Genomic DNA, 24,906 nt, shown 5'->3' on the forward strand with positions numbered 1-24,906 from the left:
AATTTCTCCATTTTCGGTATAATACAAGTATAATAAAGTCCAGGAGGTAGCACATGCACATTCTTATAGCGCCAGATTCATTTAAAGAAAGTCTCTCAGCTCGTCAAGTTGCTGAAGCACTGCGTCAAGGATTTTCTCAATCTCTGCCCCATGCAAGCTTTGACCTAATGCCAGTTGGAGACGGTGGCGAAGGTACTATGGTAGCCCTCATTGACGGTCTCTCTTTGGAAATAAAGACGCATCAGGTAACTGGTGCTCTTGGGAAACTAGTTAACGCACACTATGCTAGCAAAGAAAACCTTGCGGTTTTTGAGATGGCTGATATCTGTGGACTTGAAATGGTCCCAAAGAATGCAAGAAATCCTTTAAGAGTCACCACTAAAGGCGTTGGGGAAATGCTAGCTTACCTTACTCAAAAAGGTTTTACTCAAATTATGGTCGGAGTTGGAGGAAGTTCCAGCAATGATGGTGGCATTGGTATGGCAGCAGGCTTAGGCTACCGCTTTTTGGACAAGCAAGGAAAGGAACTAGAAGCAGTGGGAGCAAATCTAGGGAAAATTTCTTCTATTCTGCCTCCCAAAGAAAATACCCTTCAAAGAGTTTCAGTTACCATTATTACAGATGTTACAAACCCTTTATGTGGAAAAGAAGGAGCTAGCTATGTTTTTGGAAGTCAGAAAGGTCTTCACAGCCAAGACTTTGAAAGTGTAGACCAGAGGATGAGAAAGTTCTACCAGCAGGCTAATCCAGATATATTTAATATGGCTGGTGCGGGAGCGGGAGGAGGAATGGCAGCAGGGTTGGTAACCTTTGCAGGAGGGAAACTTCTCTCAGGAATTGATGCTGTTCTTGATATTCTAAATTTTGACCAGCGTGTGAAGAAGGCAGACCTAGTTGTTGTTGGCGAGGGACGTATGGATAAACAAAGTCTATCAGGAAAAGCTCCAGTAGGAGTGGCTCTGAGAACACCAGATGACATTCCAGTTATTGCTATTTGTGGCTCTTTAAAGGATGATTTGCCAGATTTTCCAAGCCATAAGATTCAGGCAGCCTTCCCCATCATAGCTTCAGTTGATAGTCTAGAGAATACACTGGCTCAAGCTCAAGAAAACTTGAGACGAACAGCACTAAATATTGGAAATTTAGTATTAATTACAACAAATAACTTTATAAATGAAAGATAAAGAGGCTGGGCAAAAACTCAATCTATACCCTTCTTTTGAAAAATAGACACTTTAAAAAGGCATAGAATCAACGTTTTGGATAACGAAGTTCTATGCCTTTTACCGTATTCTGGAGTTTTTGCCCAGCCCCTTTTGATGTTTGAAATAGAACATGGCCTCAGTAGTTTTTGTGGAAACTCCTTCACGTCTAACCCTAAATTATCTTGAAATAAAAATTCAACCAAAGATTTTTTTCCAGAGAGATTTTTTTTCAGTTTGTTCAGAAGAAGAGGGTTTTGGCTCCTCAAACAAGTTTGGAAACTGACTTCTTATATCTGGATTAATAATATCAACAGGCTTATCTGAGTGAATAATGACACCGTAAGGGGATAAGCTTTTATCTTCCCGTATGACAGTTACATTTAAATTAATCTGATTAGCTAATTTCATGTAATTCATTTGTAAACTGTTGGGAAGATTTGAAGATAGTTTGACGTGGGGGTTCTCGTGGATTTTGATAATTTGATTTAAAATATCAGCTAATTGATTTCTGACAACTTCTAAACGTGCATCTTCAAGAGTAATAGCTAAGATGACTCGCTCTTCAAATGTCCCTAAGAAACGACGTTGTTGATCTGGGTCAAAACGATGTTCGCCACTTGAAGCCTGTAAAACTTTTTGATCTAAATTTTCCATGAAACACCTCTTTTCAATACTTATTAAGCAAATTATACCTTATTCTTATGGAAAATACAGTTAAATAGATTTGATAGATGAATCTAGCATAACTAAATCGTAAGATAATTAAAGAAATATCATCTAAAATGATAAAAGTTTTAAATAATCTAAGGAAAGAAAAGAGAAAGGAAAACATTTTAATACAAATCTTTTGAAAATAAAAATGAATTTCATAATAACGCATTTTAGTTTGATTATTAACTGAGATTGTGGTATTATTAACATGTAAAAATATTAAACTCATAAGGAGAGTAACATAATGTCAATTATTACTGATGTTTACGCTCGCGAAGTCCTTGACTCACGCGGTAACCCAACACTTGAAGTAGAAGTTTACACTGAATCAGGTGCTTTCGGACGTGGTATGGTTCCTTCAGGAGCTTCTACTGGTGAACACGAAGCAGTTGAACTTCGCGACGGTGACAAATCACGTTACCTTGGTCTTGGTACACAAAAAGCTGTTGACAACGTAAACAACGTTATCGCTGAAGCAATCATCGGTTTCGATGTTCGCGATCAACAAGCTATTGACCGTGCAATGATCGCACTTGATGGTACTCCTAACAAAGGTAAACTTGGTGCCAACGCTATCCTTGGTGTGTCTATCGCTGTAGCTCGTGCTGCTGCTGACTATCTTGAAGTGCCACTTTACACTTACCTTGGCGGATTCAACACTAAAGTTCTTCCAACTCCTATGATGAACATCATCAACGGTGGATCTCACTCAGATGCTCCAATCGCATTCCAAGAGTTCATGATCATGCCAGTTGGTGCACCTACTTTCAAAGAAGGTCTTCGTTGGGGTGCTGAAGTATTCCACGCTCTTAAGAAAATCCTTAAAGAACGCGGACTTGTTACTGCTGTTGGTGACGAAGGTGGTTTCGCTCCTAAGTTCGAAGGAACTGAAGATGGTGTAGAAACAATCCTTAAAGCTATCGAAGCTGCTGGATATGAAGCTGGCGAAAACGGAATCATGATTGGTTTCGACTGTGCTTCTTCAGAATTCTACGACAAAGAACGTGGAGTTTACGACTACACTAAATTTGAAGGTGAAGGCGCTGCTGTTCGTACATCTGCAGAACAAATCGACTACCTTGAAGAATTGGTTAACAAATACCCAATCATCACTATCGAAGATGGTATGGATGAAAACGACTGGGACGGTTGGAAAGCTCTTACTGAACGCCTAGGTGGACGTGTTCAATTGGTTGGTGACGACTTCTTCGTTACAAACACTGATTACCTTTCACGTGGTATTGCAGAAGGTGCTGCTAACTCAATCCTTATCAAAGTTAACCAAATCGGTACTCTTACTGAAACTTTTGAAGCTATCGAAATGGCTAAAGAAGCTGGTTACACTGCCGTTGTATCACACCGTTCAGGTGAAACTGAAGATTCAACAATCGCTGACATCGCAGTTGCAACAAACGCTGGTCAAATCAAGACAGGTTCATTGTCACGTACTGACCGTATTGCTAAATACAACCAATTGCTTCGTATCGAAGATCAACTTGGTGAAGTTGCTCAATACAAAGGTATCAAATCATTCTACAACCTTAAAAAATAATTTATTTATTGCATAAAGGGCTAGAAACCTTGATATTAAGCACTTTGGGGCATCATCCCGAGGTGCTTTTTTAGAATTTACTACCCTTTTTACTACCCCTAGTGAAAATTAGGTATAGTAAGAGGGTAACCCAAGATGGGGCAACCCTTATAAACTATTGATTGCTGTTTCATAATTTGAGACAGCTTTTTTTGCGTTTTCTTGGTTAGTGTGCCAATATACATTTTCAGTCATCATCAAGTTAGAGTGCCCTAGTCTGTATTGTACATCTTTAGGGCTAGCTTGAGCATAGAGCATCATTGTTGTATGTGTGTGACGAAAACCATGGAATGATACGTTAGTCACGCCAGCAGCCTTAAAATGCTTATTTAGGCGTTGTCTTAAATTACAAGCATAGGCATATTTTTCTGTAAATACAGAGAATACAACCGTTTCAGACCGCCCTAGTTGCCATGATTGTACTTGTTGGCGGTTTTTATATTGCTTGAGCATAAGTAACGTTGCATTGTCTATTGGTATATCACGATAACCAGCGCTTGATTTAGGCGAGTTTATCTCTTGAAATCTGTTGAGTGTCTTGTTAATGCTGATAATACCATTATCTAGGTCAATATCAGACCATTCAAGAGCTAGAGCCTCACCGATACGGCAACCAGTAGCTAACAAAGTCTTGTATAGGACAATATCAAACAGGTTTTCATAGTTTGATTGGTCTAAGATATCGAGATAATCAAGAAATTGTTTTAACTCTTTGTTATCTAGATATTTTACACCAGCTTTTTCTTTTTGTTGCTTACGTGGCACGATAACATCGTTAGCTGGGTTATATGTTATCACTTGCAGAGAAACACCGTATTTCAAAATACGCTTATTCATGTTATGCAGAAAGCGATAGTTAGCATATGCCCCTTTTTCGCCCTTATTTGCTTTCTCAGCCCATTTGTTTACTTGTTGTTGGATAATAGGTGTCGTTAGCTTAGATAGCTTGTAATCGCCAAATACAGGCAATAAATGAACTTTTATTAAACCGTCGTATGATTGTTGCGTATTTGGCTTGAGAGAGCTTTTATAGCTATCCCACCAACTATTAGAAAGCTCCTTATACGTTGTAATTGTTGGCTTGTCTTTAACTGTATAGCCGTTAGCAGCAAAAGCATTGATAGCATCACGCGCTTTTATTCTAACGCCCTTTTGGGTAGTGGCTGTAACAGTTGTACGGGCTTTCTTGCCCGTTAGTTGGTCAACTCCTAGGTAAACACTAGCATAGTAAACTTTTTGACCGTTCTTTTTGATTTTATCTTTGATTTTCATGTATTTGTACCTTTCTTTCCATCAGCAGGCAAGGCGCGTGGTTTTGTTAGGTATTTATACATGTTATTACAATAGAATGATTATTATTTTTTAAATTCGGTAATCATTTTAAAAATAATTTCTTTATCTGATGAATCTAACAAAGAAAGAAAGACTAGCAAATCACTTTTAAGATATTCTTTTTTATCTAATAAAAAAGTTAGATATTTATAAAATTCAAAGTCTGTCTCTTTGTCGCTTAGTTCCTGATATACTTTTTGACCATACCGAGCTTTTATTTTTTCTCGGCTACTTCGTACCAGTATAGCCATATCTTTGACTTGCTGAACTTGAGGGTAAATATCGCTATCTTGTTCAATATTCTCAGCCATATCAATTAGTTTTTGAGTCTCTTTATAAAAACCTTCTTCATCACTAGGAAATTCAAAAGCAATAGTTTCCTCATGATAACCTAGAAGATATGGGACAGTTACACCGAAGAAATCAGCTAGTATTTGAGCAGGCGCAGACTTTATCGGTGTTCTATTTGCCTCCCAGTTTTGGACAGTCCGTAGAGTAACAGTAAAATCAGACTTATCATTTAGCATTTCTGTCAGAGCTTTTTGAGATAAGCCTCTTTCTTTTCGCAATTTTTGCAATCTATTCATTAGGTAAAACCACCTTTCCAAAATGATTATAACATATTTTTTTATTTTTAACGAAAAAAATTTCGCAAACCCCTTTACAACGAAAATAATTTCAGTTATAATCAAAATATAAACGAAAATAATTTCGTTAGAAAGGAGAGTGAAAAGATGCTTATTACAGAAGAAATTGCTGTAAAAGTCCGAAAAAAACGAGCTGTTGAGCGTTTAGGTAAAGTGGCATTAGCTAAAAAGTTAGGAGTCACACCACCAACTCTAGGAAAAGTTGAGAATGGTAACTATGATGCTCCTAAACGCATCTATGAAAGCGTGATGACTTGGCTAGTAGAAGAAATTTAAGCCAAGCAAAAAGCCATGTACAGGCGACCAAACCAACGTACACGGCTAAGGAAAAATAACAAAACTCAAGCAAGGCAAGGCGCGTGGTTTTGTTAGGTATTTAGTAAGAGTGAAAATTATCGCCCTTATAAAATATATCACTTTAATTTTACCAAAAACAAAGGAGAAAATCAAAATGACATTAAGTACACGAAACATTAAACAGCAGGGAAACCAAATTGATGAATTGCTCCCACGTATTGAAATTATCCAAAAGCTAGGTCGCGCTTTACTGCTTGCTGATAATGCTGGAGCAGATAGCGTTGTTTTACTCTATCAAATGAAACAAGCATTTTGCGTTATTTCTGAAATGACTGAACAGTTATATCAAGAATTAGACCTAATCGCTTGTAAGTTGATAAATTGTGATGATGATAAAGAATTGGAGACTATTAGACAACATGAACGATAAGATTTTAAGCAACTATGAATTGCTATGTGCAGAGCTGGAAAATGTTATCAGCACCTTAGAGATGGCTATTAGTGATATTGACCAAGACAAAGCAACAGCTCTTGTAGCAGTAGCAACCAATGGGCTAAAGCATCTTGTTTCAGAACACACAGAATTATCAGATAGATTTTTCAAGGAGTATGACAATGAATGAGTTAAATTTAACACCAACTGAAAGTATTATCTTGATTATCGTATATTTGGTTATTCTCGTCTTGTTATGGCGTTATGAGAGCTATATAGAGCTTGATATTAGCCCACAAATTGATGAAGCAGAGGAAAACACCACAGACCACGTAAAAGAGCGCTATGGGCGTTATATTCAGCTTGCAGGTAAACGTTACAACTAGGAGGGGAGTATGGGAATTGATTTAGACAAAATTGATTTAGACCAATTTGAATTGGGTACGGGCACCTATTCTAAAGGCTATGAATTAGCAGATTTAAAAATACGAATATTAACCGCGAATAAATTGTTTGAATTTTTTAAGGAGCACTATGATGGGGTCGATATTGTATCGAAAAAGAAAGCGTCAGAGCGCCTCGGAGTATCGTATACAACTTTAGATAATTGGGAACGCCTAGGACTTCGGAGGCTGCAAAGTCCTTATGAAAGTAGCAAAAAAGTGTTTTATCTTTGGACAGATATTATTGCTTTTCTTACTGTACGCTAGGAGGTCTATTTTGAAAGTATTTATTATTGATGGTGATGCGTGGAGAGGTAAGGCGCATTACTCACCTAGTTTAGATGTTGTTTTCATCAGCGATAAAGTGGATAAGCACGCGCGTGACGAACTGATTGAACGTGTGACGAAATCAAGCAGTAGAACAATTTGGAGGTAAGGAATTATGAAATTAACTGAGTTTATGATGAGTCACGATAGAGCTTTACAAGCAATCGGAAAAATTGAAGAGTTTTTGGCAGAAGAGCAGCTGGATGGTATGGCAACCTCACTAGAAGTTATTAAAAGCCATATATCATTAATGGAGTGTGATTATATTAGTCTTTGTGATGTTATCTTAGAGGAGAAATAATGGCAGAAGAAAAGCGTTACTGGTGGTTGAAGATGGAGCATGATTTTTTTGAACAAAAAGAAATGAAAGCCTTGAAAAGGATGGCAGCAGGGTATGTATATACCACTATTTATCTAAAATTGTTACTGAAAAGTCTAAAAAATAATGGCTCATTGTATTTTGAAAGTATTGAAGATGATTTTGTATCAGAGCTTGCATTTGATATTGATGAGACAGTAGAGGATGTTGGAGTGGTATTTGATTTTCTAAAACGTAAAGGGTTACTGGTTGAAGTATCAGAGGATGAAGTTTCATTACCGGGTGCAGTACAACGTATAGGCTCAAAAACTCAATCAGCAGTAAGGATGGAAAGGATGAGAAAAAAGAAAAAGCGGGAGAGTGGTGTAACAACGTTACACCAAACCGTAACTTTGTCACAAGATAGTTACGTAGAGAAGAGTAGAGAAGAAAAGATAAGAGATAGAGAAAGAGTAGAAGTAGATAAAGAACAATCACCTACTCCCCCTACCCTTAACCAAGACTTTGTAAATCTATATAAATCTTTTGAGCAAGAAACGGGAAAAGCCTTATCGCCAATACAGATGCAAGAATTACAGTACATGCTAGAGGATTTTAGCGCTGATGTTATTCATGAGGCATTGAGAGAGGCAGTAGGTCAAGGTAAGGCTAATTTTGCTTATATTCAAGCTATTCTCAAGCGATGGAAACAGGATAACCTATTGACGGTAGAGCTTATTAGAAATAATAAGGCAGCGCGTGAGGCTAAGAAACAGCAAAATAATTCAAAACCAGAATCACAAACCCGTGAAGAATGGTTGGCGAACTGGTCAGAAGAAAATCCATTTTAGAAAAAGGAGTTACATATGCTAACGCAAGATGAATTTATCGCAAATACAAAGACACTAGAAGAGAATTGTCCCATTCATGGCATCCCGTTAATGCAGCTTGATAGAGTTGTTAAAATTTCTGGGGAAGATAAACCACGGAAACCGTCTCCGTTTTGTCCTAAATGTGCCAAGGAGCAGATAGATAAGCAGGTACAGCGAGATATAGAGAAACATTTGAATGCTGGTATCTATCAGAAAACCTATGATGTGCTTATGCGAGACAGTACAATTCCAGAAGACTTAAAAGCGGCATCTTTTGATAATTTCATTATTGAGTCACCAGAGGAAAAGCAGATGTTAGATTTTGTAAAAAGTCAAACTCAAAAATATCTGGATGGTATGAATGGAAATACTTTGCTAACAGGCACTACAGGGGTTGGAAAAACTCATCTAGTTGTTTCTCTTGCAAAAGAGCTGAATGAGGCATATAGAGCCAAAGGAGAGCCTAAGAGCGTATTATTTATTAACCTTACCGAGATACTAAGAGAGATCCGAGAGAGTTTTAAGTTTACTAGCAAAGAGGGTTATTATTCGCGGATGCTGAAAGAGGCTGATTATCTGATTTTAGATGATTTAGGGGTTAAACTTGGTAACTCATCGGGTCAATCTAAGTCAGCATGGGAGGAGGGGTTTATTTTTGATGTGCTTAGTCATCGAAAAAATACTATCATCACAACCAATTTAAGCAATAATGAAATAGCAAACCTATATAGCGAACGTGTTGCAAGTCGTGTCCGTACAGGGCTAGATGGTAACTATTTCAAAGTATTTAGTATCAAAGATAAGCGTTACTCAATCAATCAGCTAAAAAACAAAATATTTTAGAACAGGAGAATTAAAATGACTTATGATGAAATCAAAACACTTGTCTTTGAGAGATTAGATGAGCAAGTACAGTATGAAGTAAAAATGTATCTTGATGGTAAGGAAACGATGCTTGAGAAAACAGCTATACTTGAAGCGATTTTGGTTGCTTTTAATTATATTGATAGCGCCCTAAAACAAGACTTGCTTGTGCGTAACTTACAAACCTAAACAAACCATGAAAAAACTTGATATCTCTATCTTTATGGTTGTTTGGTTGGAAAATTCAACAACTTATTAATTTTTGAACAGGAGACTTAAAATGACTTATGAGGAATTAAAAAAATGGCTTGATGAACAAGAAAAACTAGCACTTGATGCCATGCTTGAGGGAGCTAGTTATTCCAAAGAGCAGATAGAGGGTGTATTTTCTAGTTTGTATAATACTATCAGTTGCATCAATATGATGTTACGTGATAATGAACTAACTTACAAATCTAAACAAAAATAGACACTTTTCATGGGGTAAGAAATCGCTCCAATTTAGAAGTAGTTGCCATGCTTTCCACGACCAAATAAATCAAGCGTGGCAATCTAACCAATTTGAAAAATCATCCATAGGGGACACAAAAAGGGTAGTATTTTAGCATACGAACCCTAAAAACCTAGTGAAATCAATAGGCTAGGGGTATTCAGATTATAATAAAATGAAATAAAGGAGCGAAAACGTGGATTTTAAAGATATTCAACCAATGGAATCAGTAGCTGAATTATTAAGCCAAGGCTGGATAATTTTAGAAAAAGATGGTATAATTAAAAAAGTCAATAATGTAAGTCATGGTAGTGTAGAAATCCATTTTAGGGCTGGCGTGCCATATAAAAAGACTAATCATGTTGACAGTTTAATTTAATAAATAATGCTAGAGGAAGAACCCAATGCAAATTTCAAGGCTTATGGCTTTGTTATTGTGTTGGGTTCTTTTATTTGTCATAAGGAGGATTTTAAAATGACAACATCAAATGTATTGCCTAAAATTCAATCTATCGTATCTCAAGTTAAGGCAAAGCATGAGGCTTTAGAAGAATATAAAGAAAAGCTTGATGCAGCTAAAACAGAATTAGAACAAGCCCGAATTGATAGGGAAAAGAATTTTTCATTTGAAACTGATACTAAGGTGGCGGAGTTAGAAGGGTTTATCTCGCGTATTAGTAGTCGTTACAATCTTGAAAAACAGACTTTTGAAGAAGAGCGACCAAATAAGTTAAGGGCTGTTGAGGAACTTTTTGGGGATTATGTTATTGAAAAATGGGGAGCAGACCCAGAGGCGCGCGAATTAACACAGCGTACTATCGAGAGCTTTAAAAATACAGTGGTCTTGCTAAACCAGTACACATCAAAACCAAAAGACATTCATCAGCAAGCGCTAGCAGATGTTATTGACGAAGATTTTAAAATAGCTTTTAGTGGTTTAATAACCTTGATGACGGCTAATGGTTCAACTTATTCATTAGCTAATTCAATCCCTTTAGGTTATGATACATACCAAAAATTATATAGCGTTGGGCGTTCATTGGGAGTTAAATTCGAGTGATTTATAAGAAGTATCATACAGCATTGGTATTTACGCTTGTTTTGCAACATATGCTAAAAGATACTGAGTTAGAGGAAAAAGCATTTAATTTGTATGCTGACATTGTAGAACAAGAGAGAGTACCAATGCATCAAATAAAATCAGCCAATTTATACTCAAAAAGAATTATCAGAGCCTTTGAAAAGGGGCAAATTTCACAGCCATCACCCTTTACGAGGTTGCAGGAAGTTAGGCAAATCACCAAAAAGGGTATAGCTAAAATGGTTGGTTATTTTAGTCCATAGGGGGTACTATCCCCTTTTTACATGTTAGGAGGTATCGGATGGCAGGAAATGAAAATGATAGCCTTACATCCAGACAAGTCAAATTTATAGATGCCATGCTTACCGAACCAACGATAGAGAAGGCTTGCGAAAAAGCAGGGGTATCTAGGGCGACAGGTCATAAGTATCTAAAAGTTGCAGCAGTTAAAAAGACATTAAGGGTAAAGCAAGATGAGATGATGGATAAAACAACTCAAATGCTTTACTTGGCATCATCCAATGCTGTTTCTGTACTCAATGATATTATGATGGATAGCAAGGTTAATCCGTTTATAAGAACCCAAGCAGCAAAGGCTATACTTGAACAATCTTATAAGACCCATGAAATTTTTGGAGTTGTAAGGCAGATTGAAGAATTGAGGTTAGAAATTGAGGAAGTATCTAAAAGAAATCAAAGAGTTACGAGAGCTCAAGGAATTATTGAGCAATAGAAGTATGCCAGAGTTTATTATTGTTGAGGGAAACAATGACCTAGGAGAATTTTTCCGAATTGATGGCGAGCTATTTAGTGATAATGAACTGTTAGAAAATCTTAAAAAATGGCGTGAGTGGCAAGTACCAGTTATTGTTGATGATTGGTGCAATCGTATCCTAAACGGGGATGAAACAGAAGTCTTATACTTTCCCACTCATGAGGATAAGATGGACTATATTAGAGTTAATAAAGGCTTAGAACCTTTGTATCATACGCCGAACAAGCCCCATACAATAATTTCTAAAAGTGAATGGTTAGAATTGTTAGATTGATGATTTAGGAGGTAGAAATGACTAAGAAGAAAATAGAGCGTATTTCTGTAATACATCGAGAGAAGATTTTATGGCTCAAGTGGTATTTCATGCGAGATAAAGAACATCCTAAGTATAGTGTCCTTGAGCGAAAAATGTTTGATGCTGCTAAAAATCAAGATATGCTAGCTTATCAAAAATATGCAACTATCAAGCAAATAACAGATATTAGAGTACAGACAAGCCCAGAGGATGTGCTAGAGACTGTAAAAGAGGTTTATGTATATAATCGTATGAATGTTATTGGAGCTTGTCAGAGGATACTATTTCTTGCTCAATCATCAGCCTATACTAAGCTGAATCAGTGGTTTGATACCTATTCTGATTTGTATTTTAGCATTGTGCCTTTACCTAATATGGGGGTATATCATAATAAATTAGAGGAGGTATAACATGGGAAAAGCTATTAGTATTAAGATAGATTTAGGCGGGATAGAGAAAAAACTTAGTCCACAATCCTTACAAATAGGAAAGATAGCAATGATGAACCAAATGATGCTTGATACCAATAAATATATCCCAAAGAAAAGCGGTAATTTGCGAGCATCTGGGCATGTAGTCGGAAATTCTATAGTTTATAACCCACCTTACGCAAGAGCGCAATATTATGGACCAAAGCGGAAAGGTTTTGTTTCTGAAAAGCAAAGACGATTTTTCTTTGCTAACAGGGAGAAATTACTAGCAGCTAAAAGAAAGTACACAACGCCCGGAACTGGTACGCATTGGTATGAGAAATCCTTTAAAAATGCCAATAATATTAGAAATTGGAAAAGGGTATTTATAAAAGCGATTCATATAGATGCTACTTGATAAATTTTAATACTGTTTGATATAATGATTTAAGCACAAAGGATAGTATAGAAGGAGTACACCTTGATAGAGGTAGCCACGGTGCGAATCCGTGTCATTGTGCTAGCATCTAGGAAACTAGGTGCTTTTATTATTGTGAGAATTGACAAATACCTTAAAATGTGCTACAATGTAACACAAAGAAACGAGGGAAATAACATGAGTACAGTAACTATCAGATTAAATCAAGAAGAAGAAACGTTTTTCAAAAGTTATGCTCAATTAACAGGACAAAGTCTTTCAAGTCTTTTCAAGAAAGCCTTAGAGCGTGATATCGAAGATGAGTATGATTTGAAAATTTATAAACAAGCCTATGCTGAATACAAAGCAGACCCAGAGACAATTAGCCATGCTGATTTTAAGAAAGAGCTAGGCTTGTAATATGTACAGTATAGAGTATTCTAAAAAGGCTCAAAAGCAGATTAAGAAACTAGATAAGCAGATACAGCGGTTGTTATTTGCTTGGATTGATAAGCACTTAGAGGGCACAGACAACCCACGCGCCAATGGTAAAGGTTTAACAGGAAACCATGCTAACGAGTGGCGCTATCGTATTGGCGACTATCGCCTAATTTGTGATATTCAAGATGATAAAATGGTTATTCTAGCTCTTGAGTTTGGGCACAGGAAAGATATTTACTGATTACTGGAGAAGTAAGATGCTTAAAAATAATGCTATCGGTAGTAACTGGAAAAATATAAGAGCTGGGTTATTCAGCAAAGAATAAATTTTAGAAAGTGATATGCGCGTGGCTATCATGAGTGAGCTTATCGAGGCTAGAAATGAAAAGGGCATTAGTCAGAAGAAACTAGAGGAGATGATCGGTGTTGGTCAACCAGTTATTGCTAGGATGGAAACTGGTAAAACTAGCCCACAACTTGATACAGTTTTAAAAGTATTGGCAAGTCTTGGTAAGACCTTAGCAGTTGTACCATTAGAGCATGAACAAGTATAATTTTTTTTATAGAGAAAAAGTAGATATATTTGCTGGAACAACGACAATCTATACAATTTGTTAAATATATCAATAATAAGGAGATACATTTGAAAATTAAACAAAAATGGCAACGTAGGTCATTTGCAACGGATTTTATCGTTAAAGGTTTATTTTGGATAATTCTTTTTGTGGTTTTACTTTTCAGTTTTAACTATGCAATCTCTGGCAGTTTGTATGCGTCTGAATTTTGGGATATGATTGGGGGCGTACTTGCATTTATTGCCTCTTTCATAGCTTTGATATTTTTTGCTAGACGAGCAATAATAGAAGGCTATTATATTAGTGTTCATGATTGTGTAATGGCAACATTTTATACTGATATTGAAAATGACCCCTATTATTCAAAAACCTATCATGATATAAATAAAAAATATGCTGACGATGTTAAAACACGTTTAAAAGCTTTAGAGCCACTACAAAAGCATTATTTTTATTGTTGTTTTAAAGAGTATATAGAGCAAATGAATTGGTTAGAGAAATTTGTGATTTGTCTTTATAGTGCATTCACAGTGGGAAGTTTTTCAACTCATCTGGAGTTATCAAGGGCTAGGAGAAGAAACTGGTTTGAGGATAAGGACAATGATTTTCTATAACAGTAAAAGGCATCCAGTAAGATGCCTTTTGTCTTGCCTGCTGAACTCATCAATTTAATACCTTTTTTACTACCCCTTTAGTATATTGTACTTGTTTGTACTTTACATTTTAGAATAAAAAAGGTAAAAAGTAGGTTAATAATTTAGTGTATTTTATTGAATTATTTGATACTGCGATAACCTTAAAAAATAATCTAGTTTTAGGTTAAAGGTTTAGAAAACCAAAAACATCTTAGAGATTTTCTCTAAGATGTTTTTTTTACTTATGTGACTTTCTTGTTTAAAAGAATGAAAAAGAGCAGTTTCCTGATAAAGGATAACCACTCATTTTTTCTTATTGCATCTTCATTGATTGAATTTTTTCTTCAGTTGGAGTCACCCGTAGTGTTTTTTGTCCAGTATAGGTTACAAAGCCTGGTTTTCCACCACTAGGTTTATTGAGTTTTTTGGCTTCAATCATATCGACTTGAATAAGGTTAGATAATCTCGCTTTAGAATAGTAGGCAGCTAGCTCGGCAGCATCTGTCTTGACTTCATCACTGGGATTGAGATTGTCTTTGATGATAACATGACTGCCTGGAATATCCTTTGCGTGGAACCACAATTCACCTTTTTTAGCCATTTTAAAGGTCAATTCCTCATTCTGCAAATTGTTTCGTCCGACCATGATAATGGTTTTACCGTCTGAAGCAAGATACTGTTCAGGTTTTTTCCTCTTGTGGCGTTTATCAGTTGAACGACGTTTCATGAAACCAGCTTGAACCAATTCTTCACGGATATCTTCGATTTCATCCAAATTAGCCTGTGAAAGGTTGTAGTCTACACTTTCAAAGTAGTTAATGGTTTGTTTAGTTTCATCAATTAGTCCGGTCAAATGTTTAACAGCCTCTTTTAGTTTTTGATATTTCTTGAAATAGCGCTGGGCATTCTGGTTAGGTGTTAGGGCCTTATCGAGTGCGATGGTAATTTTCTCATTGGTATAATAGTTGTCAAGCTCAACGCTATCCTGATTATTTGGCACCATACTAAGAAAGGTGGTCAGTAGCTCCCCTTTTTGACGGAATTCTTCGGCATTATCCGTGTTAGCTAGCTCTTTCTCCTGTTTACCTAACTTCTTGATATTCTTATCTAATTCATTTTGAACACGGTGAATGAGGTCACTGGCCTGTTGGGCGATGCGATCACGTTCTGCCTTGTCTTGGTAGAAGTAGTCGAGTAGTTCAGAAAGGCTTGGAAAACTTTGGCCACTATCGGTAAATGGCACAGCAGCAAAGCTTTTTTCAGTGAGATTAGGCTTAATCTCTTGGGCGAAGAAGCTACGGAACTCTTTAAGTTTGTCGTTTGACAGCTGCGCAGCTAATTGGCTGGCAGTATCGCGACCAAGTCCTTGGAAAAGCTTTTGAAGATTTTTAGCTGATAATTCCTCCGTTTGAAGAAGTTCGAAAAGTTTCTCATCCTTAATGGTGAAAGGATTGACGCTGTCAGTCTGAGGAGGCGCGATGTAAGTTGACCCCGGCAAAATAGTCCGATAACTGTTTTGAGAAAAGCCGACGTGTTTGATGGATTCAATAATCTTACTCTCAGCTTTATCAATCAAAATGATATTACTGTGTTTACCCATGATTTCCACTACCAAGGTAGCCTGAATGTGGTCACCGATTTCATTTTTATTGGAAACAGCAATCTCTAGAATACGGTCATTATCGATTTGTGTAATGGATTCAATAACAGCTCCCTGCAAATACTTTCTCATAATCATTGTGAAAGTGTTAGGGGTCTTAGGGTTTGGAAGTTCAGCCTTTGTTGTTTGAACACGTCCAAAAACGGGATGAGCGGAAAGAAGAAGTTTATAATTTTGTCGATTGTTACGAATGGTTAAAACCAATTCACGTTCAAAAGGTTGGTTTACTTTTTGGATACGTCCATAAAGGACCTGTTCTTGTAATTCCTTAGTTAAATGGTGTAAGAAAAAGCCGTCGAAAGACATGGTTTCTCCTCTCTAAAATCTATTCTACCTATTATACCATAAGGCGTATGTAAAATATATTTTTGGAAATTTTTTCAAAACCGCTTGCAATTTTCAGAATTTAGTATATAATTAAAGAAAAAACACAGGAGGATACTAAGATGAACATGACACAGACTCTTACTCATTGGCAAAGCTGGCGTAGGTAAAAGTTGTGTTTATGTGTGTGCATAGATACGGCTTTTGGAGTACTTCTAAAAAGTATCTATGCGCTGAGTCTTAGTTCAAGATTAAAAAGCGCGTGGTGAGGTTTCTTGCTAGGCGTTTTTTCTTTTTAGTTGTCTCATTAATAATTATATGTGTTGAAGTAATGGAATCAGGAGAAGGAAAATTATGAAAAATAAAGCACTTATTGGAACATTGGTGGCACTTGGCTTTTTAGTTGCTGGATCATTGGTTTATAATAACATGAATTCCAGCCAGTCTGTCGCACAAAAAGATGTGGTAAAAGTTGGAATCCTTCAGTTTGTAACCCATGAAGCATTGGATCAAATTGAGCAGGGGATTGAAGATGGTTTAGCTGATGCTGGTTTTGACGGTGATAATATTGAGTTAACCCTCTTAAACTCAGAAGCTGACCAAAGTAAGATTCAAACCATGAGCAAAAAATTGGTCAATGATGGAAATGATATCTTGATTGGAATTGCGACACCTGCTGCCCAAGGTTTGGCCTCAGCAACCAGCGACATTCCAGTTGTGATGGGGGCAATTTCAGATCCTGTTGGAGCAAAACTAGTCAAGAATCTTGAAGAACCTGAAGCCAATGTAACCGGAACATCTAACCAGGTACCTACTGGACAAACAGTTGACTTGATTACTTCAATCACTCCAGATGCTAAAACAATCGGTATTCTCTATGCCAGCAGTGAAGATAATTCTGTTTCTCAAGTTGAGTCTTTCACTCAGTATGCGGAAGAAGCAGGGTTGACAGTTGTTCCTTATGCTGTACCATCTACCAATGAAATTACAACTACTATGGCAGTCATGACAACTAAGGTTGACGCCATCTGGGTTCCACAAGATAATACCATCGCTTCAGCATTTACAACTGTCCTTTCAGCAGCTAATCAGGCTAAAATCCCAGTTTACTCAACAGTAGACACAATGGTTAAACAAGGAAGCCTTGCTGCCATTAACCAAAGTCAATATGACTTGGGTGTTGAAACTGCAAAAATTGCGGTTAAATTGTTGAATGGTAAAGAAGTTAAAGATATCCCAGTTAGTGTCATTGACACTGGAACACCAACACTCAACTTAAAAGCTGCCAAAGAATTGGGTATTACTATTCCTGACAGTGTGCTTAAAGAAGCTGAAATTGCAGTTGAAGAAGATTAATAGAAAGAGTTAGAACATGATTATCTCATCAATATCACAAGGCCTTTTATGGGGAGTTCTTGGTTTAGGAATTTACCTGACCTTTAGGATTTTGAATTTTCCTGATATGACAACAGAAGGTTCTTTCCCTTTAGGTGGAGCAGTGGCTGTTACCCTCATGAATGCAGGGATTCACCCTCTCTTAGCAACCATAGTTGGAGCGCTCGCTGGCTGTGTGGCTGGCTTGGTAACAGGTCTCCTCTACACAAAAGGTAAAATTCCAACCCTCTTAGCGGGAATTCTGGTTATGACCTCTTGTAACTCTATCATGCTCATGGTTATGGGCCGTGCTAATCTTGGTCTCTTGGATAGCAGAACGCTTCAAGATTTGCTTCCATTTGCTAAAGACAGCAACCTTTTGATACTTGGTTTGATAGCAGTGGTTTTGGTAATAGCAGGGCTGATTTACTTTTTGTATACTAAACTTGGCCAAGCCTACATCGCTACAGGTGATAATCGCGACATGGCTAAAAGTTTTGGGATCAACACAGACCGAATGGAAGTTATGGGCTTGGTCATCTCAAATGGTTTAATTGCTCTGTCAGGTGCCCTGGTTTCTCAACAGGATGGCTACGCTGATGTCTCAAAAGGGATTGGGGTTATCGTTATTGGACTTGCCAGCATTATCATCGGTGAAGTTCTTTACTCAACAGGCCTTACTCTTTTGGAACGTCTTATTGCCATTGTTGTGGGTTCTATTTTCTACCAATTCTTGATTACAGCTGTAATTGCACTTGGTTTCAATACTAATTACCTCAAACTCTTCAGTGCCCTTGTCCTAGCAATCTGCCTCATGGTACCAGTACTGAAAAATAAATTCTTCAAAGGAGTGACCTTATCGCGATGAAAAAAATTGTAGAATTAAAAAATGCGACTGTTCAGGTCAATAATGGCTTTGATGAAATGAAAACGATTCTTGATGATGTCAATCTTGATATTTATGAGCATGACTTTTTAACCATTCTTGGTGGAAACGGTGCTGGTAAATCAACCCTCTTTAATGTCATTGCAGGGACTTTGATGTTAACTAGCGGCAGCATTTTCATCATGGGAGAAGATGTTACGCATCTTCCAGCTGAAAAAAGAGCTAAGTATCTAGCGCGTGTTTTCCAAGATCCTAAAATGGGAACAGCTCCACGTATGACAGTTGCTGAGAATCTCCTCATTGCTAAATACCGAGGTGACAAGCGCAGCTTTTCCCCAAGAAAAATTCATGCCTTTACAGAAGAATTTACTGGTCTGATTTCTAAAACTGGAAATGGCTTAGAAAAGCATTTGGAGACTCCGACAGGTCTTTTATCAGGAGGGCAGCGGCAAGCACTTAGTCTCCTTATGGCTACACTAAAGCGACCTGAACTCTTGCTTCTCGATGAGCATACTGCGGCCCTTGATCCTAAGACAAGTGTATCTCTTATGAATTTGACGGATGAGTTTGTGACTGGGGATAAATTGACAGCTCTCATGATTACCCACCATATGGAAGATGCTCTGAAATATGGTAATCGCTTAATTGTCATGAAGGATGGTAAGATTGTTAAGGATCTTAATAGCACTGAAAAAGAACAGATGCAGCTCAGTGACTATTATCAATTTTTCGAATAATGTAAAAAGCTGGAAGACCTCCAGTTTTTTCTATTGCGTCACATTGAGGTCATAAACTTATGCTATAGTAGATAAAAATAGAAAGAAGGAAAAATGATGAAAATAGCTTTCAAAGAATTGCTTTTTTACAAGAAGAAATACCTACTTATTGAGCTACTTGTTGTTCTCATGATGTTCATGGTGGTTTTCTTGTCTGGTTTAACGAATGGATTGGCACGCGCGGTAAGCGCTAGTATCGAAAATATGGATGCTACTTACTTTATAGTAGCAGATGATGCTGATCAGGTTATTACCTATTCATCGCTTTCAGAAGAGAAACAAGATAGCATAGATGAACTGGATCTTGAGACAGCTACTGCCCTAAATATCCAACGAGGTAGTTTTGCTGAAAAGGGTGAGAAAGATAAAATTGACGTCACTTATTTTGCCGTTGATACCGATAGTTTTATTGCACCTGAAATCATTTCTGGAAAGACTGCAAGCAAAACGGATACTATTGTTTTAAATGATTCTTACAAGGAAGACGGCTTTGAAATCGGTGATAAAATCGTTGATAAGGCTTCTGAGAAAACCCTGACTGTTGTCGGTTTTACTAAGAATAGCATGTATGGTCATACTGCGGCAGCCTATGTCTCAAAAGAGACCTTTGTTGAAATGAACCAAGAATTGAATCCACAATATCAATGGCTTCCACAGGCTATTGTGACTCAAGATGAGGACCTATCAAGCAAAGAACTTAACAATCTTGAAATTGTTGATAAGCAAAGTTTAATCAGCAAGATTCCTGGTTATAGTGCTGAACAGTCAACTTTGAATATGATTCTCTGGGTCTTAGTCCTTGCTGCAGCTGCTATTTTAGGTGTTTTTTTCTATATTGTAACCTTGGAAAAACGCCAGCAATTTGGGGTTATGAAGGCCCTTGGAACAAAAATGTCAGAGATTGCTTATCAAGAAATCTCGCAAACATTCCTTTTGTCACTTTTTGGAGTTGTCTTGGGTGATGGTTTGGCTATTCTCTTATCAAGAGTTCTTCCAGCTAGCATGCCCTTCTTCCTAAACTATGGGGATGTCTTGACGGTATCGGCTGCCTTCATCCTAATTTGTCTCTTGGCTGGCTTGATTTCTGTCTTGAAAGTTAGCCGTATTGACCCAATCGAAATTATCAATGGAGGTGAGGACTGATGTCAGTTTTAAACTTAAAAGCAATTAGTAAGTCTTATCAAGATGGTGAAGAAGAACGTACAATCTTAGATAAGCTTGACTTACAAGTATCGGCTGGTGAGTTCGTTGCCATCCTTGGACCTTCGGGTTCTGGTAAAAGTACTCTCTTATCCATTGCAGGTGCCCTCCTATCAGCTGATTCTGGAGAAATCTATCTCGATGGAGAAAAGGTTGGCTCACAAAAAGAGTGGACCAAACTCCGTCGTGAAAAAATTGGCTTTATATTCCAAAATCATCAATTGTTGCCATTTTTGACAATAGCAGAGCAGTTAGACATGATTGGTAAATTCTCTAAACGTTTTTCAAAAACAGAGATAAAACAACGTCAAGAAGCTTTGCTGTCAGAATTAGGGATTGCAGACTGTGCTAAAAAGTACCCTAAACAGCTCTCAGGCGGTCAAAAGCAGCGCGCAGCTATTGCCAGAGCCTTCCTCAACCAACCAAGTTTAATCCTTGCTGACGAACCGACAGCAAGTCTTGATGCTAGTCGTGGCCGTCAAGTGGCTGAGCTGATACGCCAAGAGGTTAAGGAAAGACAGACAGCTGTCGTTATGGTAACTCATGATGAGCGCATCCTAGATGTGGTGGATACGGTCTATCGTCTGGAAAATGCTAAGCTTGTTAAAGTTAATAACTAAAAAATCATGATACAATAAGTAGAAGAACATTTGTAAAGGATTTATCATGATTAAACTTCTGGTCGTTGAAGATGATAGGGTGATTCAAAAGCTGATTTCAACACGCCTAAAACAAGATGGTTATAGTGTTTTATTGGCCTCAGATGGTCAAGAGGCACTTGACTTATTATCATCCACTCAAGTTGATTTAGTGATTACAGATTTGATGATGCCCCATTTAGATGGACTAGGCTTGATTAAAGCTCTAAGAGCAGCTAACTACAACTTGCCAATTCTTATTGTTTCTGCCAAAGGACAGCTAGAGGATTTGGAAGATGGTTTTGAGCTTGGTGCTGATGACTATATGGTTAAACCCCTTGTTTTGAAAGAACTTAGTTTACGGGTCAAGGCACTCCTACGAAGAGCACAAATTAATGCAGATCATCAAATTAGAATTGGTTCCCTGGTTTTAGATGAGGAGAGCTACAGTTTGATAAATGGGAAGAGCCTGCTGACCTTTCCAAAAAAGGAATTCCAAGTTCTCTATCATCTCTTAGGTCAGCCCAATAAAATTTTTACTCGACTGGATTTGCTTGATGCTATTTGGGGCATGGAAGAAGATTATGATGAACGCCTGATTGATGCCTGTATCAAAAAAATTCGACAAAAGATTGCAGCCTATCCCTTAATCCAAGTTCAGACCGTTCGTGGTGTTGGTTACAAGGCTATTATAAACGAGGATTCAAATGACTAAAAAACGTCTTTTCCGCATGCCCTTAAGACCTTATTTTACCCTCTTATTTGTCTTTATCTTGATTTCAAGTTGTCTTTTGGCGACAGGTTTAGTTGTAGGGGGATTGCTTTGGTTCAACCAAGGTCAGTGGGATAGAAATCACTTGATTTTAGCTCTGCTATTGACCTGTGCCCTAACTATCGGATTTGGGGCATTGACTATGTGGTTTGGGGCCTATCGCTTGACGCAGCCCCTAATTGAGATGAATCAAGCGGTCATTGAGATTGCCAAGGGGGATTTCTCCACACAAATTCATCGAAGTCAAACCTCGCGCAAAGGCTACCCTTATCTTAATGAATTGGATCAATTGTCTCTAAATATCAATCATATGGCTCTGGACTTAGGTCAGCTGGAGGCAATGCGTCGTAGCTTTGTTTCTAGTGTTGCCCATGAGTTTAAGACGCCTTTAACCTCCCTTTCGGGCATAGCAGAGCTTCTTCAGGAGCAGGATTTACCACAAGAAGAAAAGAAAGAACTTCTAAGTCTTCTAGCCCAAGAGACGCAGCGCTTATCTCAATTAGCGGATATGATTCTCAGTTTGTCTAGAGTGGAAAATCAGACTAGGCTTGCAAAAGATGACCTGATTAGGCTGGATGAGCAGTTGAGGCAAGCCATTATTCTGATTACAGAAAAATGGTCCCATCGAACCATTGAGATTAGTCTGGATTGTCCTGAGATGACTCTGCTATCTAATGCCAATCTTTTGATGGAAGTTTGGATCAATCTCCTAGACAATGCTGTAAAATATTCAAAAGAGCCTATCGAGATTTCAATTAAGGTCAGAAAAAGTGAAGATAGCCTAGAAGTTGTTATTTCTGATAAGGGCATTGGCATGGCTTCTCAGGAATTGGACCGCGCTTTTGAAAGTTTTTATCAAGCGGATGCTTCTCATAAAAGAGAGGGAAGTGGTCTAGGTTTAGCCATAGTTAAGAGCATCATCCAACATCTTGATGGCAGCATTAGCTTGACTAGCCAAGTTCAAAAAGGAACAAGGGTGTCTGTCTTCTTACCAACTGGAGTTTAAAAGATTCAAAAAAAATTCTTGTGCTGGGTTCAAGTTCGATGTCAAAAGTAAGTGTTTCATGTAGGTTATTAGAGTATCAAAGATCGCTTGCTAAACTTCATAAAGAAAGTTCTACCTTATCAAAAAATTGTTGATAGGGTAGATTTTTAATACTCTTTGAGTATTAACGAAAGGACATTGCCTAGCTTCCTTTTTTATATGGTTATTTCCAGAAAAATCTTTGAAAATGTGGTACAATAATAGTGCTGTAATTCGACTTGTCTATGCCCACATGAATGGGTGTTTTGGCAAGGACCGTTTGTGAGAAAAAGCGTCAGAGTTCTACATTTGAAATCAATTGAAAGATAGTAAACAAGTATTTATCATTGAAAATTGATTGTGTTAAAAGCTCTGCTATGAAAATAAAAATTCCAAAAAGGAGATCTAATGAGCGATATTAAGATTATCGCCCTTGGAGGTGTCCGTGAGAACGGTAAAAACCTCTATGTGGTTGAAGTAAATGATTCTATATTCGTACTTGATGCAGGACTCAAGTACCCTGAAAATGAACAATTAGGTGTGGATGTGGTTATTCCAAACCTTGATTATTTGATTGAAAACAAGAAGCGTGTGCAAGGGATTTTCCTAACCCATGGGCATGCGGATGCTATCGGTGCACTTCCTTATATTATTTCTGAAGTTAAAGCACCTGTCTTTGGTTCACCTTTGACAATCGAATTGGCTAAATTATTTGTTAAGAATAATGGGCCAAAGAAATTCAATAATTTCCATGTTGTGGATGCGGAAACCGAAATTGATTTTCAAGATGCAACCATTTCATTCTTTAAAACAACTCACTCTATTCCAGAAAGCTTAGGTATTGTTGTTGGGACAGAAGAAGGAAATATTGTCTACACTGGTGACTTTAAATTTGATCAGGCTGCTCGTCCATATTACAAGACAGACTTATCACGTTTAGCAGAAATTGGACGCGAAGGTGTCTTGGCACTTCTTTCAGATTCTGCAAATGCGACAAGCACTGTCCAAACTGCAAGCGAAGCAGAAGTTGGTGTTGAAATTGATAATGTAATTGCGGATGCTGAAGGGCGTGTTATCGTTGCAGCAGTTGCGTCTAACCTTGTTCGTATTCAACAAGTTTTTGATTCAGCAGCAGATCATGGTCGCCGAGTTGTTTTGACTGGATATGATGTTGAAAATATTGTACGCACAGCTATTCGTATGAAACGTCTTCGTGTATCTGATGAAAAGCTTATTATTAAGCCGAAAGAAATGGACAAATTTGAAGACCATGAGTTAATTATTTTGGATGCGGGTCGTATGGGTGAACCAATTAACAGCCTACAAAAGATGGCTATCGGTCGTCACCGTTTTGTTCAAATTAAAGAAGGTGACTTGGTTTACATCGTTACAACACCAAGTATTGCTAAAGAAGCAGTGGTTGCACGTACAGAAAATTTGGTTTACAAAGCTGGTGGTTCTGTCAAATTAATTACTCAAAACTTGCGTGTATCAGGTCATGCCAATGGACGTGATTTACAGTTGTTGATTAACCTTCTGCATCCTAAATATCTTTTCCCAATTCAAGGGGAGTATCGTGATCTTGCAGCTCATGCTGATGTGGCGCAAGAAATTGGTATGTTTCCAGAGAACATTTATATCGTTAAACGTGGTGATATTATGGTCCATAGTAAGGATGGATTCCTTCACGAAGGAAGTGTTCCTGCTGGGGATGTCATGATTGACGGTAATGCCATTGGTGATGTAGGGAATATTGTTCTTCGCGACCGTAAAGTCTTATCTGAAGATGGTATTTTCATTGTAGCTATCACAGTTAACAAGCGTGAAAAGAAAATTATTTCTAAAGCGAAAGTTCATACCCGCGGTTTTGTCTATGTTAAGAAGAGTCGCGACATCTTGCGTGAGGCTGCAGATTTGGTGAACACAACTGTTGAGAATTATTTAGCTCAAGATACGTTTGATTGGGGTGAACTTAAGGGTTCTGTTCGCGATGACCTTGCTAAGTTCCTCTTTGACCAAACAAAACGCCGCCCAGCCATTTTACCGGTTGTCATGGAAGTGCGTTAATAATCTCAGAATTCAAAGACTAGTTTCCATTCTTCAGTAAGAGAA

The 24,906-nt window shown here is 37.6% G+C and carries 35 protein-coding genes and 1 pseudogene; 32 read left to right on the forward strand and 4 right to left on the reverse strand.

What is annotated here, in order from left to right; translation table 11 throughout:
• Positions 1-53 precede the first annotated feature (53 nt).
• The gene (locus F601_RS0104215) at positions 54-1,184 is read left to right on the forward strand and encodes a glycerate kinase family protein (RefSeq protein ID WP_018164425.1); all 1,131 of its coding nucleotides are present in this window, start codon (positions 54-56) and stop codon (positions 1,182-1,184) included.
• A 216-nt stretch (positions 1,185-1,400) separates the two neighbouring features.
• Here F601_RS0104215 and F601_RS0104225 read toward each other — a convergent pair whose 3' ends face one another.
• Positions 1,401-1,859: a YueI family protein gene (locus F601_RS0104225; protein ID WP_018164427.1), complete on the reverse strand. Its 459-nt coding sequence runs from the start codon at positions 1,857-1,859 to the stop codon at positions 1,401-1,403.
• Between the two features lie 301 nt (positions 1,860-2,160).
• On the opposite strand from F601_RS0104225, the gene eno reads away from it, so the two are divergent.
• Positions 2,161-3,468 (forward strand): surface-displayed alpha-enolase, encoded by a 1,308-nt coding sequence (gene eno / locus F601_RS0104230; protein WP_018164428.1) that lies wholly within the window; start codon positions 2,161-2,163, stop codon positions 3,466-3,468.
• Positions 3,469-3,615: 147 nt separating this feature from the next.
• On the opposite strand, the gene F601_RS0104235 is transcribed toward eno, so the two are convergent.
• Together F601_RS0104235 and F601_RS12655 are read right to left on the reverse strand one after the other, a co-directional pair.
• A complete protein-coding gene (locus F601_RS0104235; RefSeq protein ID WP_018164429.1) occupies positions 3,616-4,779 on the reverse strand; it encodes a tyrosine-type recombinase/integrase in 1,164 nt (387 codons plus the stop codon).
• Positions 4,780-4,862: 83 nt separating this feature from the next.
• The gene (locus tag F601_RS12655) at positions 4,863-5,426 is read right to left on the reverse strand and encodes a helix-turn-helix domain-containing protein (RefSeq protein ID WP_018164430.1); all 564 of its coding nucleotides are present in this window, start codon (positions 5,424-5,426) and stop codon (positions 4,863-4,865) included.
• A 147-nt stretch (positions 5,427-5,573) separates the two neighbouring features.
• Here F601_RS12655 and F601_RS0104245 point away from each other — a divergent pair, with 147 nt between their 5' ends.
• From F601_RS0104245 to F601_RS0104350, 22 genes and pseudogenes are all read left to right on the forward strand, one after another.
• Positions 5,574-5,762: a DNA-binding protein gene (locus F601_RS0104245; protein ID WP_018164431.1), complete on the forward strand. Its 189-nt coding sequence runs from the start codon at positions 5,574-5,576 to the stop codon at positions 5,760-5,762.
• Positions 5,763-5,871: 109 nt separating this feature from the next.
• Positions 5,872-6,213 (forward strand): hypothetical protein, encoded by a 342-nt coding sequence (locus tag F601_RS0104250; RefSeq protein WP_248678586.1) that lies wholly within the window; start codon positions 5,872-5,874, stop codon positions 6,211-6,213.
• Positions 6,203-6,406 (forward strand): hypothetical protein, encoded by a 204-nt coding sequence (locus tag F601_RS0104255; protein ID WP_018164433.1) that lies wholly within the window; start codon positions 6,203-6,205, stop codon positions 6,404-6,406. Before F601_RS0104250 ends, F601_RS0104255 begins: the two co-directional genes overlap by 11 nt.
• Positions 6,399-6,602 carry a hypothetical protein gene (locus F601_RS0104260; protein ID WP_018164434.1) on the forward strand — a complete coding sequence of 68 codons (204 nt, stop codon included), beginning with the start codon at positions 6,399-6,401 and terminating at the stop codon, positions 6,600-6,602. The genes F601_RS0104255 and F601_RS0104260 overlap by 8 nt, the downstream gene beginning before the upstream one ends.
• 9 nt (positions 6,603-6,611) lie before the next feature.
• Entirely contained in the window at positions 6,612-6,926 is a 315-nt protein-coding gene (locus F601_RS0104265) for a hypothetical protein (protein ID WP_018164435.1), read from the forward strand.
• A gap of 10 nt (positions 6,927-6,936) precedes the next feature.
• Complete coding sequence (locus F601_RS13300) at positions 6,937-7,095, forward strand: hypothetical protein (RefSeq protein ID WP_018164436.1); 159 nt, start codon at positions 6,937-6,939, stop codon at positions 7,093-7,095.
• Between the two features lie 6 nt (positions 7,096-7,101).
• Entirely contained in the window at positions 7,102-7,287 is a 186-nt protein-coding gene (locus F601_RS0104275) for a hypothetical protein (protein ID WP_018164437.1), read from the forward strand.
• Positions 7,287-8,135 carry a DnaD domain protein gene (locus F601_RS0104280; protein WP_018164438.1) on the forward strand — a complete coding sequence of 283 codons (849 nt, stop codon included), beginning with the start codon at positions 7,287-7,289 and terminating at the stop codon, positions 8,133-8,135. The genes F601_RS0104275 and F601_RS0104280 overlap by 1 nt, the downstream gene beginning before the upstream one ends.
• A gap of 15 nt (positions 8,136-8,150) precedes the next feature.
• On the forward strand, positions 8,151-8,999 hold the full coding sequence (locus tag F601_RS0104285; RefSeq protein WP_018164439.1) for an ATP-binding protein: 849 nt from the start codon (positions 8,151-8,153) through the stop codon (positions 8,997-8,999).
• Positions 9,000-9,014: 15 nt separating this feature from the next.
• Complete coding sequence (locus F601_RS0104290) at positions 9,015-9,209, forward strand: hypothetical protein (RefSeq protein WP_018164440.1); 195 nt, start codon at positions 9,015-9,017, stop codon at positions 9,207-9,209.
• Between the two features lie 91 nt (positions 9,210-9,300).
• Complete coding sequence (locus tag F601_RS0104295) at positions 9,301-9,489, forward strand: hypothetical protein (RefSeq protein ID WP_018164441.1); 189 nt, start codon at positions 9,301-9,303, stop codon at positions 9,487-9,489.
• A gap of 217 nt (positions 9,490-9,706) precedes the next feature.
• Positions 9,707-9,889: a hypothetical protein gene (locus F601_RS0104300; RefSeq protein WP_018164442.1), complete on the forward strand. Its 183-nt coding sequence runs from the start codon at positions 9,707-9,709 to the stop codon at positions 9,887-9,889.
• A 96-nt stretch (positions 9,890-9,985) separates the two neighbouring features.
• The gene (locus tag F601_RS0104305; RefSeq protein ID WP_026183105.1) at positions 9,986-10,570 is read left to right on the forward strand and encodes a hypothetical protein; all 585 of its coding nucleotides are present in this window, start codon (positions 9,986-9,988) and stop codon (positions 10,568-10,570) included.
• A complete protein-coding gene (locus F601_RS0104310; RefSeq protein ID WP_018164444.1) occupies positions 10,567-10,854 on the forward strand; it encodes a hypothetical protein in 288 nt (95 codons plus the stop codon). The genes F601_RS0104305 and F601_RS0104310 overlap by 4 nt, the downstream gene beginning before the upstream one ends.
• 38 nt (positions 10,855-10,892) lie before the next feature.
• A complete protein-coding gene (locus F601_RS0104315) occupies positions 10,893-11,324 on the forward strand; it encodes a hypothetical protein (protein WP_018164445.1) in 432 nt (143 codons plus the stop codon).
• 4 nt (positions 11,325-11,328) lie between these two features.
• Positions 11,329-11,640: a hypothetical protein gene (locus tag F601_RS0104320; RefSeq protein WP_018164446.1), complete on the forward strand. Its 312-nt coding sequence runs from the start codon at positions 11,329-11,331 to the stop codon at positions 11,638-11,640.
• Positions 11,641-11,657: 17 nt separating this feature from the next.
• The gene (locus tag F601_RS0104325; protein ID WP_018164447.1) at positions 11,658-12,071 is read left to right on the forward strand and encodes a hypothetical protein; all 414 of its coding nucleotides are present in this window, start codon (positions 11,658-11,660) and stop codon (positions 12,069-12,071) included.
• 1 nt (position 12,072) lies between these two features.
• Complete coding sequence (locus F601_RS0104330; RefSeq protein WP_018164448.1) at positions 12,073-12,489, forward strand: minor capsid protein; 417 nt, start codon at positions 12,073-12,075, stop codon at positions 12,487-12,489.
• A 198-nt stretch (positions 12,490-12,687) separates the two neighbouring features.
• On the forward strand, positions 12,688-12,909 hold the full coding sequence (gene relB / locus F601_RS0104335) for a type II toxin-antitoxin system RelB family antitoxin (RefSeq protein WP_024532383.1): 222 nt from the start codon (positions 12,688-12,690) through the stop codon (positions 12,907-12,909).
• Between the two features lies 1 nt (position 12,910).
• Positions 12,911-13,171, forward strand: coding sequence for a type II toxin-antitoxin system RelE family toxin (locus tag F601_RS0104340; protein WP_018164450.1), 261 nt, complete (start codon positions 12,911-12,913; stop codon positions 13,169-13,171).
• 16 nt (positions 13,172-13,187) lie between these two features.
• Positions 13,188-13,484: pseudogene (locus F601_RS12305) on the forward strand (helix-turn-helix domain-containing protein).
• A gap of 89 nt (positions 13,485-13,573) precedes the next feature.
• Entirely contained in the window at positions 13,574-14,119 is a 546-nt protein-coding gene (locus F601_RS0104350) for a hypothetical protein (RefSeq protein ID WP_018164452.1), read from the forward strand.
• A gap of 334 nt (positions 14,120-14,453) precedes the next feature.
• Here F601_RS0104350 and F601_RS0104355 read toward each other — a convergent pair whose 3' ends face one another.
• Complete coding sequence (locus F601_RS0104355; protein WP_018164453.1) at positions 14,454-16,106, reverse strand: Rqc2 family fibronectin-binding protein; 1,653 nt, start codon at positions 16,104-16,106, stop codon at positions 14,454-14,456.
• 372 nt (positions 16,107-16,478) lie between these two features.
• Here F601_RS0104355 and trpX point away from each other — a divergent pair, with 372 nt between their 5' ends.
• From trpX to F601_RS0104395, 8 genes are all read left to right on the forward strand, one after another.
• Complete coding sequence (gene trpX / locus F601_RS0104360; protein ID WP_018164454.1) at positions 16,479-17,480, forward strand: tryptophan ABC transporter substrate-binding protein; 1,002 nt, start codon at positions 16,479-16,481, stop codon at positions 17,478-17,480.
• Between the two features lie 16 nt (positions 17,481-17,496).
• Positions 17,497-18,366, forward strand: a complete 870-nt coding sequence (locus F601_RS0104365; RefSeq protein ID WP_018164455.1) for an ABC transporter permease — start codon at positions 17,497-17,499, stop codon at positions 18,364-18,366.
• On the forward strand, positions 18,363-19,121 hold the full coding sequence (locus tag F601_RS0104370; RefSeq protein ID WP_018164456.1) for an ABC transporter ATP-binding protein: 759 nt from the start codon (positions 18,363-18,365) through the stop codon (positions 19,119-19,121). The genes F601_RS0104365 and F601_RS0104370 overlap by 4 nt, the downstream gene beginning before the upstream one ends.
• Positions 19,122-19,217: 96 nt before the next feature.
• Entirely contained in the window at positions 19,218-20,303 is a 1,086-nt protein-coding gene (locus F601_RS0104375) for an FtsX-like permease family protein (RefSeq protein WP_018164457.1), read from the forward strand.
• Positions 20,300-20,980: an ABC transporter ATP-binding protein gene (locus tag F601_RS0104380; protein ID WP_026183106.1), complete on the forward strand. Its 681-nt coding sequence runs from the start codon at positions 20,300-20,302 to the stop codon at positions 20,978-20,980. Before F601_RS0104375 ends, F601_RS0104380 begins: the two co-directional genes overlap by 4 nt.
• Positions 20,981-21,026: 46 nt before the next feature.
• Entirely contained in the window at positions 21,027-21,713 is a 687-nt protein-coding gene (locus tag F601_RS0104385; protein WP_018164459.1) for a response regulator transcription factor, read from the forward strand.
• Entirely contained in the window at positions 21,706-22,776 is a 1,071-nt protein-coding gene (locus tag F601_RS0104390) for a HAMP domain-containing sensor histidine kinase (RefSeq protein ID WP_018164460.1), read from the forward strand. Before F601_RS0104385 ends, F601_RS0104390 begins: the two co-directional genes overlap by 8 nt.
• 426 nt (positions 22,777-23,202) lie before the next feature.
• Complete coding sequence (locus F601_RS0104395; protein ID WP_018164461.1) at positions 23,203-24,861, forward strand: ribonuclease J; 1,659 nt, start codon at positions 23,203-23,205, stop codon at positions 24,859-24,861.
• Positions 24,862-24,906: the final 45 nt, after the last annotated feature.

Origin of the sequence: Streptococcus henryi DSM 19005 (assembly GCF_000376985.1) — a bacterium.
Taxonomy (GTDB): Bacteria; Bacillota; Bacilli; order Lactobacillales; family Streptococcaceae; genus Streptococcus; species Streptococcus henryi.

Bases quoted from the DNA above. Each gene is read 5' to 3' on its own strand.
- F601_RS0104305 (WP_026183105.1), top strand. From the start codon at position 9,986: ATGACAACATCAAATGTATTGCCTAAAATTCAATCTATCGTATCTCAA.
- F601_RS0104320 (WP_018164446.1), top strand. From the start codon at position 11,329: ATGCCAGAGTTTATTATTGTTGAGGGAAACAATGACCTAGGAGAATTT.
- F601_RS0104370 (WP_018164456.1), top strand. From the start codon at position 18,363: ATGAAAAAAATTGTAGAATTAAAAAATGCGACTGTTCAGGTCAATAAT.
- F601_RS0104315 (WP_018164445.1), top strand. From the start codon at position 10,893: ATGGCAGGAAATGAAAATGATAGCCTTACATCCAGACAAGTCAAATTT.
- F601_RS0104225 (WP_018164427.1), bottom strand. From the start codon at position 1,859: ATGGAAAATTTAGATCAAAAAGTTTTACAGGCTTCAAGTGGCGAACAT.
- F601_RS0104285 (WP_018164439.1), top strand. From the start codon at position 8,151: ATGCTAACGCAAGATGAATTTATCGCAAATACAAAGACACTAGAAGAG.
- F601_RS0104245 (WP_018164431.1), top strand. From the start codon at position 5,574: ATGCTTATTACAGAAGAAATTGCTGTAAAAGTCCGAAAAAAACGAGCT.
- F601_RS0104330 (WP_018164448.1), top strand. From the start codon at position 12,073: ATGGGAAAAGCTATTAGTATTAAGATAGATTTAGGCGGGATAGAGAAA.
- F601_RS0104255 (WP_018164433.1), top strand. From the start codon at position 6,203: ATGAACGATAAGATTTTAAGCAACTATGAATTGCTATGTGCAGAGCTG.
- F601_RS0104375 (WP_018164457.1), top strand. From the start codon at position 19,218: ATGAAAATAGCTTTCAAAGAATTGCTTTTTTACAAGAAGAAATACCTA.
- F601_RS0104325 (WP_018164447.1), top strand. From the start codon at position 11,658: ATGACTAAGAAGAAAATAGAGCGTATTTCTGTAATACATCGAGAGAAG.
- F601_RS0104215 (WP_018164425.1), top strand. From the start codon at position 54: ATGCACATTCTTATAGCGCCAGATTCATTTAAAGAAAGTCTCTCAGCT.
- F601_RS12655 (WP_018164430.1), bottom strand. From the start codon at position 5,426: ATGAATAGATTGCAAAAATTGCGAAAAGAAAGAGGCTTATCTCAAAAA.
- relB (WP_024532383.1), top strand. From the start codon at position 12,688: ATGAGTACAGTAACTATCAGATTAAATCAAGAAGAAGAAACGTTTTTC.
- eno (WP_018164428.1), top strand. From the start codon at position 2,161: ATGTCAATTATTACTGATGTTTACGCTCGCGAAGTCCTTGACTCACGC.
- F601_RS0104295 (WP_018164441.1), top strand. From the start codon at position 9,301: ATGACTTATGAGGAATTAAAAAAATGGCTTGATGAACAAGAAAAACTA.
- F601_RS0104235 (WP_018164429.1), bottom strand. From the start codon at position 4,779: ATGAAAATCAAAGATAAAATCAAAAAGAACGGTCAAAAAGTTTACTAT.
- F601_RS0104385 (WP_018164459.1), top strand. From the start codon at position 21,027: ATGATTAAACTTCTGGTCGTTGAAGATGATAGGGTGATTCAAAAGCTG.
- F601_RS0104340 (WP_018164450.1), top strand. From the start codon at position 12,911: ATGTACAGTATAGAGTATTCTAAAAAGGCTCAAAAGCAGATTAAGAAA.
- F601_RS0104260 (WP_018164434.1), top strand. From the start codon at position 6,399: ATGAATGAGTTAAATTTAACACCAACTGAAAGTATTATCTTGATTATC.
- F601_RS0104395 (WP_018164461.1), top strand. From the start codon at position 23,203: ATGAGCGATATTAAGATTATCGCCCTTGGAGGTGTCCGTGAGAACGGT.
- F601_RS0104275 (WP_018164437.1), top strand. From the start codon at position 7,102: ATGAAATTAACTGAGTTTATGATGAGTCACGATAGAGCTTTACAAGCA.
- trpX (WP_018164454.1), top strand. From the start codon at position 16,479: ATGAAAAATAAAGCACTTATTGGAACATTGGTGGCACTTGGCTTTTTA.
- F601_RS0104355 (WP_018164453.1), bottom strand. From the start codon at position 16,106: ATGTCTTTCGACGGCTTTTTCTTACACCATTTAACTAAGGAATTACAA.
- F601_RS0104290 (WP_018164440.1), top strand. From the start codon at position 9,015: ATGACTTATGATGAAATCAAAACACTTGTCTTTGAGAGATTAGATGAG.
- F601_RS0104390 (WP_018164460.1), top strand. From the start codon at position 21,706: ATGACTAAAAAACGTCTTTTCCGCATGCCCTTAAGACCTTATTTTACC.
- F601_RS0104265 (WP_018164435.1), top strand. From the start codon at position 6,612: ATGGGAATTGATTTAGACAAAATTGATTTAGACCAATTTGAATTGGGT.
- F601_RS0104280 (WP_018164438.1), top strand. From the start codon at position 7,287: ATGGCAGAAGAAAAGCGTTACTGGTGGTTGAAGATGGAGCATGATTTT.
- F601_RS0104365 (WP_018164455.1), top strand. From the start codon at position 17,497: ATGATTATCTCATCAATATCACAAGGCCTTTTATGGGGAGTTCTTGGT.